15 protein-coding genes are annotated in these 14,408 nt (G+C 57.1%); all 15 read right to left on the bottom strand.

The window, feature by feature from the left end:
• Positions 1–6: 6 nt before the first annotated feature.
• Positions 7–777: a DeoR family transcriptional regulator gene (locus tag IFT99_RS04310; protein WP_192131000.1), complete on the bottom strand. Its 771-nt coding sequence runs from the start codon at positions 775–777 to the stop codon at positions 7–9.
• 176 nt (positions 778–953) lie between these two features.
• The gene (glmU, locus tag IFT99_RS04305) at positions 954–2,321 is read right to left on the bottom strand and encodes a bifunctional UDP-N-acetylglucosamine diphosphorylase/glucosamine-1-phosphate N-acetyltransferase GlmU (RefSeq protein ID WP_192130596.1); all 1,368 of its coding nucleotides are present in this window, start codon (positions 2,319–2,321) and stop codon (positions 954–956) included.
• A 121-nt stretch (positions 2,322–2,442) separates the two neighbouring features.
• Positions 2,443–2,868 carry a F0F1 ATP synthase subunit epsilon gene (locus IFT99_RS04300; protein ID WP_037016911.1) on the bottom strand — a complete coding sequence of 142 codons (426 nt, stop codon included), beginning with the start codon at positions 2,866–2,868 and terminating at the stop codon, positions 2,443–2,445.
• Positions 2,869–2,912: 44 nt separating this feature from the next.
• On the bottom strand, positions 2,913–4,289 hold the full coding sequence (gene atpD, locus IFT99_RS04295; RefSeq protein WP_065988059.1) for a F0F1 ATP synthase subunit beta: 1,377 nt from the start codon (positions 4,287–4,289) through the stop codon (positions 2,913–2,915).
• Between the two features lie 28 nt (positions 4,290–4,317).
• Positions 4,318–5,178 (bottom strand): F0F1 ATP synthase subunit gamma, encoded by an 861-nt coding sequence (gene atpG / locus IFT99_RS04290; RefSeq protein WP_037016916.1) that lies wholly within the window; start codon positions 5,176–5,178, stop codon positions 4,318–4,320.
• Between the two features lie 50 nt (positions 5,179–5,228).
• Positions 5,229–6,773 carry a F0F1 ATP synthase subunit alpha gene (atpA, locus tag IFT99_RS04285; protein WP_065988057.1) on the bottom strand — a complete coding sequence of 515 codons (1,545 nt, stop codon included), beginning with the start codon at positions 6,771–6,773 and terminating at the stop codon, positions 5,229–5,231.
• 21 nt (positions 6,774–6,794) lie between these two features.
• Positions 6,795–7,331, bottom strand: a complete 537-nt coding sequence (locus tag IFT99_RS04280) for a F0F1 ATP synthase subunit delta (protein WP_037016920.1) — start codon at positions 7,329–7,331, stop codon at positions 6,795–6,797.
• A gap of 12 nt (positions 7,332–7,343) precedes the next feature.
• Positions 7,344–7,814, bottom strand: a complete 471-nt coding sequence (locus tag IFT99_RS04275) for a F0F1 ATP synthase subunit B (RefSeq protein WP_065988056.1) — start codon at positions 7,812–7,814, stop codon at positions 7,344–7,346.
• Between the two features lie 57 nt (positions 7,815–7,871).
• A complete protein-coding gene (gene atpE, locus IFT99_RS04270) occupies positions 7,872–8,129 on the bottom strand; it encodes a F0F1 ATP synthase subunit C (RefSeq protein WP_002555987.1) in 258 nt (85 codons plus the stop codon).
• Between the two features lie 137 nt (positions 8,130–8,266).
• Positions 8,267–9,136, bottom strand: a complete 870-nt coding sequence (gene atpB, locus IFT99_RS04265; protein ID WP_065988055.1) for a F0F1 ATP synthase subunit A — start codon at positions 9,134–9,136, stop codon at positions 8,267–8,269.
• Positions 9,137–9,152: 16 nt separating this feature from the next.
• Complete coding sequence (locus IFT99_RS04260; RefSeq protein WP_065988054.1) at positions 9,153–9,560, bottom strand: F0F1 ATP synthase subunit I; 408 nt, start codon at positions 9,558–9,560, stop codon at positions 9,153–9,155.
• A gap of 146 nt (positions 9,561–9,706) precedes the next feature.
• The gene (locus IFT99_RS04255; protein WP_065988052.1) at positions 9,707–10,579 is read right to left on the bottom strand and encodes a ParB/RepB/Spo0J family partition protein; all 873 of its coding nucleotides are present in this window, start codon (positions 10,577–10,579) and stop codon (positions 9,707–9,709) included.
• A 9-nt stretch (positions 10,580–10,588) separates the two neighbouring features.
• Positions 10,589–11,383, bottom strand: a complete 795-nt coding sequence (locus IFT99_RS04250; protein ID WP_065988051.1) for a ParA family protein — start codon at positions 11,381–11,383, stop codon at positions 10,589–10,591.
• Positions 11,384–11,401: 18 nt separating this feature from the next.
• Complete coding sequence (gene rsmG / locus IFT99_RS04245) at positions 11,402–12,037, bottom strand: 16S rRNA (guanine(527)-N(7))-methyltransferase RsmG (RefSeq protein WP_192130998.1); 636 nt, start codon at positions 12,035–12,037, stop codon at positions 11,402–11,404.
• Between the two features lie 5 nt (positions 12,038–12,042).
• Positions 12,043–13,941 (bottom strand): tRNA uridine-5-carboxymethylaminomethyl(34) synthesis enzyme MnmG, encoded by a 1,899-nt coding sequence (gene mnmG, locus IFT99_RS04240; RefSeq protein WP_192130595.1) that lies wholly within the window; start codon positions 13,939–13,941, stop codon positions 12,043–12,045.
• Positions 13,942–14,408: the final 467 nt, after the last annotated feature.

Raw genomic sequence — 14,408 nt, 5'->3', positions numbered from 1 at the left:
CTTCTCCTAGGAAACAGCAGCGCAAATCAAGGTTACGCCGCGAGCCTGAATTTGTTCGCGTGCCTCTTGAGGCAGGCGATCATCGGTAATGAGGGTATGGACGCTGCTCCAGGGCAGCTCCAGATTGGGAATCTTGCGCCCGACCTTGTCAGCCTCGACCATCACGATCACTTCCCGGGCGACTTCGGCCATCACCCGGCTGAGGCCGAGCAGTTCGTTGAATGTGGTTGTGCCGCGAGTCAGATCAATGCCATCGGCACCGATAAACAGCTGATCAAAATCGTAGGAACGCAGCACCTGCTCTGCCACCTGGCCCTGAAACGACTCTGAATGCGGGTCCCACGTGCCGCCGGTCATCAGCAGGACCGGTTCGTGCTCCAGCTCACCCAGCGCGTTGGCGACATGCAGTGAATTGGTCATCACCACGAGGCCCGGCTGCAACCCCAGCTCCGGGATCATCGCAGCCGTTGTACTGCCGCTGTCGATGATGATCCGTGCGTGTTCCCGAATGCGGGCAACCGCCGCGCGTGCGATGGCTTGTTTGAACCTGGAAACGGGCTGGCCGGGTTCGCCGATCAATTCCTGGGGCATGGGGATGGCGCCGCCGTAACGACGAAGCAGCAACCCGTTGCTTTCGAGCGCAGCCAGATCCTTCCGGACCGTCACCTCGGAGGTCTCAAAGCGCTTGGCCAACTCATCCACACTTACCTCGCACCGCTCATTGAGCAAAGCAAGGATGTTATGGCGGCGCTGGGGCGTATTACGTTTCGACATGATGATCTTAAGTTTCGATTCGAAAGTTAACGATCACAATGAAAGCTCATCGAAAGATATACGTCAAGGGGAGAGAGGCGTTTCTAGAGAAGGAATCAGGGATTTGCTTGAACGGATGCCATCCAAAACCCGGCATCGGCTGCTTGTCTGGCAAGCAGCCGAACAGACCTGTGGATAACTTAGTCTTTCTTGATTTTCACCGGACGCCTCCAGCCTTCTATGTTGCGTTGACGCGCACGGGCGACCGCAAGCTGTTCGGCGGGTACATCCTGATTGATGGCAGAGCCGGCGGCAGTGCTCGCGCCCGACGCGATATGCACAGGGGCCACCAGCGAGTTGTTCGAGCCAATGAATACGTCTTCGCCCATCACCGTCTTGTGCTTGTTCGCGCCATCGTAGTTGCACGTAATGGTGCCTGCCCCGATGTTGGTACGCGCGCCGATGACCGCGTCACCCAGGTAGGTCAGATGACCCGCCTTGGCACCCTCGCCCAGATGAGCATTCTTCAATTCTACGAAGTTACCCACGTGGGCGCGGGCGTCGAGCACACTGCCTGGGCGCAGACGAGCGAAAGGCCCCGCATCCGCGCCTTCGCCCACGATTGCGCCTTCCAGGTGACTGTTTGCCTTGATGATTGCGCCTTTGCGCAAGGTGCTGTCCTTGATCACGCAGTTTGGCCCAATCGAAACGTCGTCTTCGATCACCACTCGGCCTTCAAGGATGACGTTCACGTCGATCATCACGTCGCGGCCCGTGGTGACGTCGCCACGAACGTCGAAACGCGCCGGGTCCCGAAGGGTGACGCCCAACGCCATGAGTCGGCGGGCTTCGCGCTGCTGGTAATGACGCTCGAGCTCGGCAAGCTGTTTACGATCATTGGCGCCCTGCACTTCCATCGCATCTTCAGGCTGTGCGGTGGCGACTACCAAGCCATCGCTGACGGCCATCGCGATAACATCGGTCAAGTAATACTCACCTTGAGCATTGTTATTGGAAAGGCGGCCCAGCCAGTCGGCCAGGTGCTTGCCCGGTACTGCGAGTATTCCGGTGTTCCCTTCCTTGATAGCCTTCTGCGCTTCCGTTGCATCCTTGTGCTCGACGATGGCAGTGACGCGGTGCTCCGTGTCACGAACAATCCGACCGTAGCCGGTTGGGTCATCCAGGGTGACTGTCAGCAGGCCCAGTTGCTGATGGTTTACCAGGGCAAGCAAGCGGTGCAAGGTCTCCACTTTTATGAGCGGGACGTCGCCGTAAAGAATCAGGACGGTTTCGGCGGTCAATACCGGCAGCGCTTGCGCGACTGCATGGCCTGTCCCCAATTGTTTGTCCTGCAGAACAAAACTCAGATCATCGCTGGCCAGTTGCTCGCGGACCCGCTCGGCGCCATGCCCGATAACCACATGAATGCCTTGGGGTGAAAGCTGCCGTGCGCTATGGATAACATGACCGAGCATCGATTTACCGGCCACAGGATGCAACACCTTGGGCAGAGCAGAACGCATGCGAGTGCCCTGACCCGCAGCAAGAATGACGATATCGAGAGACATGAAGGGATTCCAGACGAGCAGGCCACATTAGCCAAGCTGATGATTCGGGCGAGAAAGCCGAAAAAAGAAAAAGGGTAGCCGAGGCTACCCTTTTACTCAATCGCGCAACGAGACGTCGGGGTTAGCCGCCGAACTTCTTGCGAATTTGCTGAACGGTGCGCAGCTGAGCCGCGGCCTCCGCCAGACGTGCAGCAGCAGATCCGTAATCGAAATCTGCGCCTTTTTCATTCAGAGCACGCTCGGCAGCCTTGACGGCTTCCTGAGCTGAGGCTTCGTCCAGATCAGCAGCGCGTTGCACGGTATCGGCAAGCACTTTGACCATGTTCGGTTGAACCTCAAGGAAACCACCGGAGATGTAAAACACCTCGGCTTCGCCACCCTGCTTGATCAGACGGATCGGACCTGGCTTCAGATCGGTGATCAACGGTGCGTGACCTGGAGCAATACCGATATCACCCAGGTTACCGTGTGCAATCACCATCTCGACCAGACCGGAGAAAATCTCTCCTTCCGCGCTGACGATATCGCAATGGACTGTCATAGCCATTTGCCTGCCTCAACCTGATTAGCGCCCGTTGCCGGGCGCCTGGATTACAGTTTCTTGGCTTTCTCGATCGCTTCTTCGATGCCGCCGACCATGTAAAACGCCTGTTCAGGCAGATGGTCGTAGTCACCGGCGAGGATGCCTTTGAAGCCAGCAATGGTGTCTTTCAGGGAAACGTATTTACCCGAGGCACCGGTGAAGACTTCAGCCACGAAGAACGGCTGCGACAGGAAGCGCTGAATCTTACGAGCGCGGGATACCAACTGCTTGTCGGTTTCCGACAGCTCGTCCATACCCAGGATCGCGATGATGTCTTTCAGCTCTTTGTAACGCTGCAGAACATACTGAACGCCGCGAGCGGTGTCGTAATGCTCCTGACCGATGACGTTCGGGTCCAGCTGGCGCGAAGTCGAGTCCAGTGGATCGACCGCTGGGTAGATACCCAGGGATGCGATGTCACGGGACAGAACGACAGTGGCGTCCAAGTGAGCAAACGTTGTAGCTGGCGATGGGTCAGTCAAGTCATCCGCCGGTACGTATACCGCCTGGATCGAAGTGATCGAGCCTTCCTTGGTCGAAGTGATGCGCTCTTGAAGCACGCCCATCTCTTCAGCCAGCGTCGGCTGGTAACCTACTGCAGACGGCATACGGCCCAGCAGTGCGGATACTTCAGTACCGGCCAGTGTGTAACGGTAGATGTTGTCGACAAACAACAGAACGTCGTTACCTTCGTCACGGAACTTCTCAGCCATGGTCAGGCCAGTCAGGGCGACGCGCAGACGGTTACCCGGCGGCTCGTTCATCTGACCGTAGACCAGCGCTACTTTGTCCAGAACGTTGGAGTCCTTCATCTCGTGGTAGAAGTCGTTACCCTCACGGGTACGCTCGCCCACACCGGCGAACACGGAATAACCGCTGTGCTCGATGGCGATGTTACGGATCAGTTCCATCATGTTTACGGTCTTGCCGACACCGGCACCACCGAACAGACCGACTTTACCGCCTTTGGCAAACGGGCAAACCAGGTCGATGACCTTGATGCCGGTTTCCAGGAGGTCGTTGCCGCCAGCCTGATCAGCGAACGAAGGCGCAGGACGGTGAATGCCCCAGCGCTCTTCGGTCTCGATCGGGCCCGCTTCATCGATCGGGTTGCCCAGTACGTCCATGATCCGGCCCAGCGTCGCTTTACCGACCGGTACGGAGATAGCTGCGCCGCTGTCGATAACGTCCAGACCGCGCTTCAAGCCTTCGGTGGAACCCATCGCAATGGTACGAACTACGCCGTCGCCCAGCTGCTGCTGAACTTCCAGAGTAGTTTCCGCGCCTTGTACTTTCAGCGCGTTGTAGATGCTCGGTACGCTGTCGCGTGGAAATTCCACGTCGATCACGGCGCCGATGATTTGAACGATACGTCCGCTACTCATTAGCTGGATCCTCTGAATATTTGAACCGTTAAACCGCGGCAGCGCCGCCGACGATTTCCGAGATCTCTTGGGTGATCGCTGCCTGACGCGCCTTGTTGTAGATCAGCTGCAAATCGCTGATCAGATCACCGGCGTTGTCAGTGGCGTTCTTCATCGCGATCATCCGCGCAGCCTGTTCAGCCGCGTTGTTCTCGACCACCGCCTGATAGACCTGTGACTCCACGTAACGGACCATCAAGCCGTCCAGCAGCTCTTTGGCGTCGGGTTCGTACAGGTAATCCCAGTGGTGCTTGAGTTCTTGATCCTGGGTCGCGACCAACGGAATCAACTGCTCGACCGTTGGCTGCTGAGTCATGGTGTTGATGAACTTGTTGGACACCACGGACAGGCGATCAATACGGCCCTCCAGGTAGGCATCCAGCATCACCTTGACGCTGCCGATCAAATCGTTGATCGACGGCTCTTCGCCCAAGTGGCTGATCGCAGCGACGACGTTACCGCCGAAGTTGCGGAAAAACGCCGCACCTTTGCTGCCGACCACGCACAGATCGATCTCTACGCCGTTTTCACGGTTCTTCGCCATGTCCTTGACCAAAGCCTTGAACAGGTTGGTATTCAAGCCACCACACAGACCACGGTCACTGCTCACCACGACGTAACCGACGCGCTTTACTTCGCGCTCGATCATGAAGGGATGACGGTATTCCGGGTTAGCGTTGGCGAGATGACCAATCACCTGGCGGATGCGCTCCGCGTAAGGACGGCTAGCAGCCATGCGCATTTGAGCCTTGCGCATTTTACTGACCGCCACTTTTTCCATGGCGCTGGTGATCTTTTGCGTGCTTTTGATGCTCGCAATCTTGCTGCGAATCTCTTTTGCGCCTGCCATGTAACACCTATCAGGTTAGCAAGCGGGAACCTCGCGGCTCCCGCTGCGGCTTACCAGGTTTGGGTGGCCTTGAACTTCTCGATACCGGCTTTCAGGCCAGAATCGATTTCGTCATTGAAGTCACCCTTCACGTTGATCTTCGCCATCAAATCGGCGTGATCTCGGTTGAAGTAAGCAATCAGCGCTTGTTCAAAGCTGCCAACCTTGGCGATTTCGACGTCAGTCAGGAACCCACGCTCAGCGGCATACAGCGACAGCGACATGTCAGCGATCGACATTGGCGCATATTGCTTCTGCTTCATCAGCTCGGTCACGCGCTGACCATGCTCAAGTTGCTTACGGGTCGCTTCGTCCAGATCAGAGGCGAACTGGGCAAATGCTGCCAGTTCACGGTACTGAGCCAGAGCGGTACGGATACCACCGGAGAGCTTCTTGATGATCTTGGTCTGAGCGGCACCACCCACACGGGATACCGAAACACCGGCGTTCACTGCCGGGCGGATGCCGGAGTTGAACATGGCCGATTCCAGGAAGATCTGACCGTCAGTGATGGAAATCACGTTGGTCGGAACGAACGCGGAAACGTCGCCAGCCTGGGTTTCGATAATCGGCAATGCGGTCAGGGAACCGGTTTTGCCGGTCACTGCGCCATTGGTGAACTTCTCTACGTACTCTTCCGAAACGCGGGATGCACGCTCCAGCAGACGGGAGTGGAGATAGAACACGTCGCCTGGGTAAGCTTCACGGCCTGGTGGACGGCGCAGGAGCAGGGATATCTGGCGATAAGCCACGGCCTGCTTGGACAGATCGTCATAAACGATCAGTGCGTCTTCACCGCGGTCGCGGAAGTACTCGCCCATGGTGCAACCGGCATACGGAGCCAGGAATTGCAGCGCAGGAGATTCCGAAGCACTGGCCGCCACGATGATCGTGTTGGCCAGAGCGCCGTTTTCTTCCAGCTTGCGAACAACGTTGGCGATGGTCGATTGCTTCTGACCGATTGCTACGTAGACGCAGAAAATGCCGCTGTTCTTCTGGTTGATGATCGCGTCGATCGCCAGAGCGGTTTTACCGATCTGACGGTCGCCGATGATCAGCTCACGCTGGCCACGGCCGACGGGGATCATCGCATCGACAGCCTTGTAGCCAGTCTGTACAGGCTGGTCTACCGACTTACGCCAGATCACGCCTGGAGCAACTTTCTCGACCGCATCGGTCTCGGTGTTGTTCAGCGGACCTTTGCCGTCGACAGGGTTGCCCAGTGCGTCGACCACGCGACCCAGGAGTTCCTTACCAACCGGAACTTCCAGGATGCGGCCGGTGCACTTGGCACTCATGCCTTCAGCCAGAGAGGTGTAAGCGCCCAGTACGACAGCACCCACGGAGTCTTGCTCCAGGTTCAGTGCCATACCGTAAACGCCGCCCGGGAACTCGATCATTTCGCCGTACATAGCGTCGGCGAGACCGTGAATCCGCACGATACCGTCAGACACGCTGACGACAGTGCCTTCGTTTCGGGCTTGGGAGGCTACATCGAGGTTCTCGATGCGGCCCTTGATGATTTCACTTATTTCGGAAGGATTGAGTTGCTGCATTGCTCTGCTGCCCCTTCAAACTCAAGATTTCAATGCTTCGGCTAGTTGCGCGAGTTTGCCGCGAACTGAGCCATCGATAACCAGGTCGCCGGCGCGGATGATGACACCACCTATCAGGGCAGCATCCTCCGCAGCGTGCAGGCGCACTTCCCGGCCGAGCCGTGCACTGAGAACCTTGGCGAGTTTGTCTTGCTGTTCTTGGTTCAATGCGAAGGCACTAGTTACATCCACATCTACCGATTTTTCCTGTTCGGCCTTGTAAAGCTCGAACAGTTCGGAGATCTCCGGCAGAAGCTGAAGACGGTCGTTTTCAGCAACGACGTGAATGAAATTCTGTGCCTTGGCATCGAACTTGTCGCCGCACACTTCAATAAAAGTGGCGGCCTTGTCTGCGCTCGTCAGTCGCGGGGCCTTGAGCATGCGCTGCATCGTGTCGTCTTGCGACACTGCAGCAGCCAGGCCGAGCATGGCTGACCAATTGGCCAGTTGCTGGTGCGCCTGTGCATGCTCGAAGGCTGCCTTAGCGTAAGGTCGGGCCAACGTGGTCAGTTCTGCCATGATCGCCCTCGCTTAAATTTCAGCAGCCAGTTTGTTTACCAGCTCCGCGTGCGCGTTTTGATCGATTGTGGCACCCAGGATCTTCTCTGCGCCGTTGACTGCCAGGCTACCCAGTTGGGCGCGCAGCGCGTCTTTGACGCCGTTCAGTTCCTGTTCGATCTCGGCCTGAGCCTGAGCCTTGATGCGGTCAGCTTCGACGCGAGCCTGTTCACGGGCTTCGTCGACAATCTGGGTACCGCGTTTCTTGGCTTGCTCAATGATCTCAGCTGCCTGAGCCTTAGCTTCGCGCAGTTGCTGACCCACTTTATCTTGGGCCAGCTCCAGGTCGCGAGCTGCTCGTGTAGCAGCGTCCAGTCCATCCGCAATCTTCTTCTGACGTTCGTGCAAAGCCGCGATGACCGGAGGCCACACGAACTTCATGCAGAACAGCACAAAAATGAAGAACGCAACGGACTGGCCAATCAGGGTTGCATTAATGTTCACGCCAACACCTCGCTCGTTCGTTGTCCATCACACCAATCAACTCGAAAATTCGAGTGATCAGCCAGCGAGTTGACCAACGAAGGGGTTCGCAAAAGTGAAGAACAGAGCGATACCAACACCGATCATGGTCACGGCGTCGAGCAGACCAGCCACGATGAACATTTTAACTTGCAGCATTGGAACCATTTCCGGTTGACGCGCAGCGCCTTCCAGGAATTTACCGCCCAGCAGGCCGAAACCGATTGCAGTACCCAGTGCGCCCAGGCCGATCAGCAGTGCAACAGCGATAGCAGTTAGACCAACTACAGTTTCCATCTTTCCTCCCGACTTTTACGTCGTATTGGTTAGGTTTTCTTAGATTAAAGCGGTAAAGCAAAATCGTTTCTTACATCAAGCCCTCGCGGGCACCCCCTTACCGAAGCAAGGGGATCATCAGACTCGCCAGGCGGGTCTCAATGGTTATCTTCGTGAGCCATCGACAGGTACACGATGGTCAGCATCATGAAGATGAACGCTTGCAGGGTGATGATCAGGATGTGGAACACAGCCCACGCCCATTGCAGGACCACGCCCAGACCGCTGAGCCACAGCAGGCCGCTGCCGAACATGACCGCGATCAGAATGAACACCAGCTCACCCGCGTACATGTTGCCGAACAGTCGCAGTGCCAGGGAGATCGGCTTGGCCACCAGAGTCACGAATTCAAGCAGGAAGTTCACCGGAATCAACAGAGCCTGAACGAAAATGTTCTTGCTGCCGAACGGGTGCAGGGTCAATTCGCCGATGAAGCCGCCGATACCCTTGATCTTGATGCTGTAAAAAATGATCAGCGCGAATACGGAGAGTGCCATACCCAGCGTCGCGTTAGGATCGGTTGTCGAGACGGCGCGGAAAGGAATGTGGTGATCACCGGTGACCATGATTGCCAATTGCGGGATCCAGTCGACAGGAATCAAGTCGACGGCGTTCATCAGGAACACCCAGGCAAAGATGGTCAATGCCAGAGGTGCGATCACGGCACTACGGCCATGGAAGCTGTCTCGAACGCTGCCATCGACAAACTCGACGAGGACTTCAACGAAGTTTTGCAATGCGCCCGGCTGGCCGGAAGTCGCCTTTTTTGCGGCCATACGGAAGATAAGGACGAAAATCAGACCCAGTGCGACAGACCAGCCGAGGGTATCGACGTGGAAAGCCCAAAAGCCCATTTCTTTTGCTTCCGCCGCAGAATGCGCGAAGCCCCAACTGCCGTCAGGCAAATGACCAAAGGTCAAATTCTGCAAGTGGTGCTGGATATAGCCCGAAGCTGTCTGCTCTGCCATGGTTGCCTCAAACGCCCTAAGGTCTCGAAAGTCTTGTTTTCAGTAGCAGGGGCGCAAACCAGCTGACCAGCTGGGTCAGTATGAATACGCCGAAAACCGCCAGCGGAGCCAGCGGCTTTACTCCTGCAAACGTCAGTGCAAAAAGCACTGCCGTAAAAATCAGCTTGCCTGCCTCGCCGGCGTAGAACGACCGAACGATGGCCTGCGCTGCCCTGGCCCCGGAGTACCGGAATGCCTTATGAGCAAAGTACAAATTCGGCAGCCAGGCTATCAGGCCTCCGCAAAGCCCTGAATACCCGGCCACGACACCGTGCCACTGCCAAAGCGCCAGCGCAGCCCCGAGAAGGACAATCAACTGAGCCAGCAAAATCGGGAAAACAGCCAGGCGATGGAATGGCAAGCGGTTTGGCGTGCGTGTCTCCATCACATGGGCTCCTCGTGAGCCGGCCGCCAAAATCAATAACTTGGCATAAATTGTGCCGACAAAATGCGCGCAGAGTATAGGGGCGGTTCAGCCCCTATTCAACTGCCAGGTAGTGATTTCCGACTACGCGCTACGCATGATTTGTTTCAGCGAATGTGGGCGAGCACACCCTGCAGCTCATCCAGAGAGTTATAACGGATAACCAACTGACCTTTGCCCTTCTGTCCATGGCGGATTTGCACCGCGGAGCCCAGCCGCTCGGCGAGGCGCTGCTCCAGACGTGTGATGTCAGGATCGGCCTTCACTGGCTCCGCAGCGTCCTGCTTCCCGCTGAGCCACTGGCGAACCAGTGCCTCGGTCTGACGCACAGTCAGACCGCGTGCGACAACGTGTCGCGCCCCATCAACCTGCTGATCTTCGGGTAGACCCAGCAGCGCACGGGCGTGGCCCATCTCCAGATCACCATGGGAGAGCATTGTCTTGATCGCTTCCGGCAATGCGATCAGGCGCAGCAGATTCGCGACGCTGACTCGCGATTTACCCACCGCCTCGGCCACTTGCTGTTGGGTCAGCTGAAATTCCTGCTGCAGACGCTGCAGTGCAATCGCTTCCTCGATCGGATTCAAGTCTTCGCGCTGAATGTTCTCGATCAGCGCCATCGCGATGGCCGCTTCATCAGGCACGTCGCGCACCATGGCAGGGATGGTTTCGATCCCTGCCTGCTGGCTCGCGCGCCAGCGGCGCTCTCCTGCGATGATTTCGAAGCGGTTGTCAGCAATCGGACGGACCACGATCGGCTGCATCACCCCTTGCGCCTTGATCGAGTTCGCCAGTTCTTCCAATGCCTGGGGATCCATATCACGACGCGGCTGATATTTGCCTCGTTGAATAAGGTCCAGCGGAATGTGCTGAAGCTCGCGCTCACTGGCCTTAACCGCCTGTTCTTCCAGGGCGGTGACGGTGGGGCTGCTCAGCAGTGCGTCCAGCCCACGTCCGAGTCCACGTTTCTTGACGGCCATGGAATTTCCTTAAGTGGGCTGGGCCGCGGCACGACTGCCGCGACGTTGGCGACGGACCATCTCGCCCGCAAGCGCCAGGTAAGCCAGCGCGCCGCGAGATGTCTTGTCGTACGCCAATGCCGGCATGCCGAAGCTGGGCGCCTCAGCCAGTCGAATATTGCGCGGGATAACGGTGTCGTACAGCTGGTCGCCAAAGTGCTCTTTTAGCTGCGCCGAAACATCGTTGATCAGGCTGAGCCGCGGGTCGTACATGGTCCGTAGCAAGCCTTCGATCTTGAGTTGAGGGTTGAGTAACTCACCGATGCGCTTGATGTTATCCACAAGGTCGCTCAAACCTTCGAGCGCGAAATACTCGCACTGCATGGGGATAATGACGCCATCGGCCGCAACCAGCGCATTCAGCGTCAGCATCGAAAGCGATGGAGGGCAGTCGATGAGGATGTAATCGTAATTCTCGCGGATGGGCGCCAGTGCCGAACGCAGACGCGATTCCTTCATCTGCATTTCGAGCAGGACCACCTCGGCAGCCGTCAAATCACGGTTTGCCGGCAGCAGCTGATAGCCCCCGTGTTCGGAAAAGTGCATGGCCTGATTCAGGTCGCATTCGCCAATCAGCAAATCGTAGACCGAATGCTCGAGCGCATGCTTATCCACACCGCTGCCCATGGTGGCATTGCCTTGCGGATCGAGATCGATCAACAGCACCCGACGCTTGGTAGCCACCAGCGAAGCCGCGAGGTTGATGCAGGTTGTGGTCTTACCCACCCCCCCTTTTTGGTTCGCTATCGCGAATACCTTAGCCATTCTTGCGTGTGTTCCCTGTCATGCCGTGCGGCGCAGTATCAGCAGATGCCGTTGACCTTGGCAACCGGGTACGGCCAAGGCTTGCGCGCTTTCCAGATGAAAATCTGCGGGCAATGCTACCAGTTCATCCACCGGATGCAGACCCTTCATTGCCAACCAGCGCGTTTCACCGTCGCCCATGTGCCGAGTCCACTGGGTAAAGTCTTCCAGGCTGCTGAAAGCGCGGGAGATAATCCCGTTGAACGGCAGCTCAGGCTGGAATGCTTCGGCACGGCTGTGGATAACTTCAAGATTGGCCAGCGCCAGCTCGAGTTTGACCTGCGTCAGAAACCGAGTCTTTTTGCCGTTGCTGTCCAGCACGGTGACTTTCATCTCTGGAAACAGGATGGCCAGCGGGATACCCGGCATCCCGCCGCCACTGCCGACATCCAGCTGACGCTCACCTTCGATGAAACGCACCACGCTCAAGCTGTCCAGCAGATGGCGAGAGACCATCTCATCCGGATCACGAACTGCGGTCAGGTTGTAGGCCTTGTTCCACTTGATCAGCAAGGCCAGATACGCCAGCAACTGACTATGTTGGCTCTCGCTCAAATCGACGCCGAGCTCTCGAGCGCCGAGCGTCAGCTCTTCTGCGTGCTGCGGGGAAACCATCGAATTCAAGCGCTTTGCTCCAACTGACGGCCCGCGCCGCGTTTTTTCAAATGAATCATCAACAGAGAAATCGCCGCCGGGGTAACGCCGGGAATCCGCGAGGCTTGGCCTAGGGTTTCCGGACGAGTTATCCCCAGCTTGCTCTGGATTTCTTTGGACAGACCGGAAATCCCGGTGTAGTCGATGTCAGCAGGGAGTCGAGTATTTTCGCTGGCACGCAGACGGGTGATTTCATCTTGCTGACGGTCGATGTAACCGGCGTACTTGGTCTTGATTTCGACCTGTTCAGCGACCTGCGGGTCAGGCGAGCCGTGGCCGGTCAGCGCAACCAGGCTGGCGTAATCCACTTCGGGGCGGCTCAGCAGATTCAGCAGATTGTATTCGTGGGTCAATGGCGTGCCGAAGTGCGCCGAGACCGCATCACCCTGCTCGGTACCCGGACGAATCCAGGTGGACTTCAGGCGTTGTTCTTCCAGCTCGATGCCCTCACGCTTGGCACAGAACGCCGCCCAGCGGGCGTCGTCGACCAACCCCAGCGCCCGACCCTGTTCAGTCAGACGCAAGTCCGCGTTGTCTTCGCGCAAAATCAGCCGGTATTCGGCGCGCGAGGTGAACATCCGGTACGGCTCTTGTGTGCCCAGCGTAATCAGGTCATCCACCAGCACGCCGATGTAAGCTTCATCGCGACGCGGACACCAGCTGTCCTTGCCTTGAGCCCTGAGGGCCGCGTTGGCACCGGCGAGCAAACCTTGCGCACCGGCTTCTTCGTAACCGGTCGTGCCGTTGATCTGGCCTGCAAAGAACAAACCACCGATAACCTTGGTTTCCAGGCTGTACTTCAGGTCGCGCGGGTCGAAGTAGTCGTACTCGATGGCATAGCCAGGCCGGACAATGTGGGCGTTTTCCATCCCGCGAATAGACCGGACGATCTGGAGCTGTACATCGAACGGCAGCGAGGTCGATATACCGTTTGGATAAAGCTCATGGGTCGTCAAACCTTCCGGTTCGATAAACACCTGATGGCTTTCCTTGTCGGCAAAACGATGGATCTTGTCCTCAATCGACGGGCAATAGCGCGGGCCGACCCCTTCGATCTCCCCGGCAGCAGAATACATCGGCGACCGATCCAGATTCGCAGCGATGATTTCGTGGGTCCGGGCGTTGGTGTGGGTAATCCAGCAACTGACTTGGCTCGGGTGCTGGGCCTTGGAGCCCATGAACGACATCACGGGGATCGGCGTATCGCCCGGCTGTTCTGTCATCACCGAGAAATCCACAGATCGGCCATCGATGCGCGGAGGTGTGCCCGTTTTCAGACGGCCCACTCTGAGCGGGAGCTCACGGAGCCTGCGTGCAAGCGCAATGGATGGCGGATCACCGGCGCGACCGCCTGAATAGTTCTGTAGACCAATGTGGATAAGTCCGCCCAGAAAGGTACCCGTGGTGAGAACCACGGAGTCGGCCATAAATCGCAGGCCCATCTGAGTCACTACGCCGCGCACCTGGTCTTGCTCAACGATCAGGTCGTCGCATGCCTGCTGGAATACCCAGAGGTTGGGCTGGTTTTCAATAATTTCTCTGACCGCCGCCTTGTACAACACCCGGTCAGCCTGGGCACGCGTTGCCCGGACAGCTGGGCCTTTGCGGCTATTGAGCACGCGGAACTGGATACCACTTTTGTCAGTGGCCGTTGCCATTGCTCCGCCAAGCGCATCGATCTCTTTGACCAGATGACTCTTACCGATGCCACCAATGGCCGGGTTGCAACTCATTTGGCCGAGGGTTTCCACGTTGTGCGTAAGCAGCAGGGTGGTAGCACCCATACGTGCGGACGCCAGTGCTGCCTCGGTACCGGCATGACCGCCGCCGATGACGATCACTTGAAAACGGGAAGGGAAATCCACCACGCACCTCGTGCCTGTTGATTGGGGGGAATAGGAATGGCGGCAAGTATAGGGACTTACCCCCCCTTAAGAAACCCGTTGCGCAAAATCTAACCAGCTGTGGATGAATAGCGGTTATAGAAATTAAAAAGAAAGAAATTTATAAGATCTTTGTTTTTATGTTTATTTCTACTGAGCACCCTTTCTGTGGATAAAGTCATGCGGGCCTTTATCTACGTGCTGTACAGAGAATCAAAACCCTGTGTCCATGTGACCAAGAGACCCTTGGATAACGGGTCTAATCCTGTGGATTAAATGACCAGTTGTCCACAGGCACGATTATCCTCAGGTCAGACGCCTGTTTATCAACCGAGCTCAGTTGCGGTTATGCACAGGGCTTATCCGAGCATTCAGGTGCTGAACGGTTAAATTCGAGGTGCACTTATCCGCCGGTACGCTGATCGGAAGTCACGAAAAATGGGATGAGT

The organism is Pseudomonas sp. CFBP 8772 (genome assembly GCF_014841665.1).
In the GTDB taxonomy this organism is placed as follows: domain Bacteria; phylum Pseudomonadota; class Gammaproteobacteria; order Pseudomonadales; family Pseudomonadaceae; genus Aquipseudomonas; species Aquipseudomonas graminis_B.
The sequence above is the reverse complement of the archived record's forward strand: the minus strand, read 5'-3'. Positions and strand labels throughout refer to the sequence as shown.

Bases quoted from the DNA above. Each gene is read 5' to 3' on its own strand.
- glmU (WP_192130596.1), bottom strand. From the start codon at position 2,321: ATGTCTCTCGATATCGTCATTCTTGCTGCGGGTCAGGGCACTCGCATG.
- IFT99_RS04300 (WP_037016911.1), bottom strand. From the start codon at position 2,868: ATGGCTATGACAGTCCATTGCGATATCGTCAGCGCGGAAGGAGAGATT.
- atpD (WP_065988059.1), bottom strand. From the start codon at position 4,289: ATGAGTAGCGGACGTATCGTTCAAATCATCGGCGCCGTGATCGACGTG.
- atpG (WP_037016916.1), bottom strand. From the start codon at position 5,178: ATGGCAGGCGCAAAAGAGATTCGCAGCAAGATTGCGAGCATCAAAAGC.
- atpA (WP_065988057.1), bottom strand. From the start codon at position 6,773: ATGCAGCAACTCAATCCTTCCGAAATAAGTGAAATCATCAAGGGCCGC.
- IFT99_RS04280 (WP_037016920.1), bottom strand. From the start codon at position 7,331: ATGGCAGAACTGACCACGTTGGCCCGACCTTACGCTAAGGCAGCCTTC.
- atpE (WP_002555987.1), bottom strand. From the start codon at position 8,129: ATGGAAACTGTAGTTGGTCTAACTGCTATCGCTGTTGCACTGCTGATC.
- atpB (WP_065988055.1), bottom strand. From the start codon at position 9,136: ATGGCAGAGCAGACAGCTTCGGGCTATATCCAGCACCACTTGCAGAAT.
- IFT99_RS04260 (WP_065988054.1), bottom strand. From the start codon at position 9,560: ATGGAGACACGCACGCCAAACCGCTTGCCATTCCATCGCCTGGCTGTT.
- IFT99_RS04255 (WP_065988052.1), bottom strand. From the start codon at position 10,579: ATGGCCGTCAAGAAACGTGGACTCGGACGTGGGCTGGACGCACTGCTG.
- IFT99_RS04250 (WP_065988051.1), bottom strand. From the start codon at position 11,383: ATGGCTAAGGTATTCGCGATAGCGAACCAAAAAGGGGGGGTGGGTAAG.
- rsmG (WP_192130998.1), bottom strand. From the start codon at position 12,037: ATGGTTTCCCCGCAGCACGCAGAAGAGCTGACGCTCGGCGCTCGAGAG.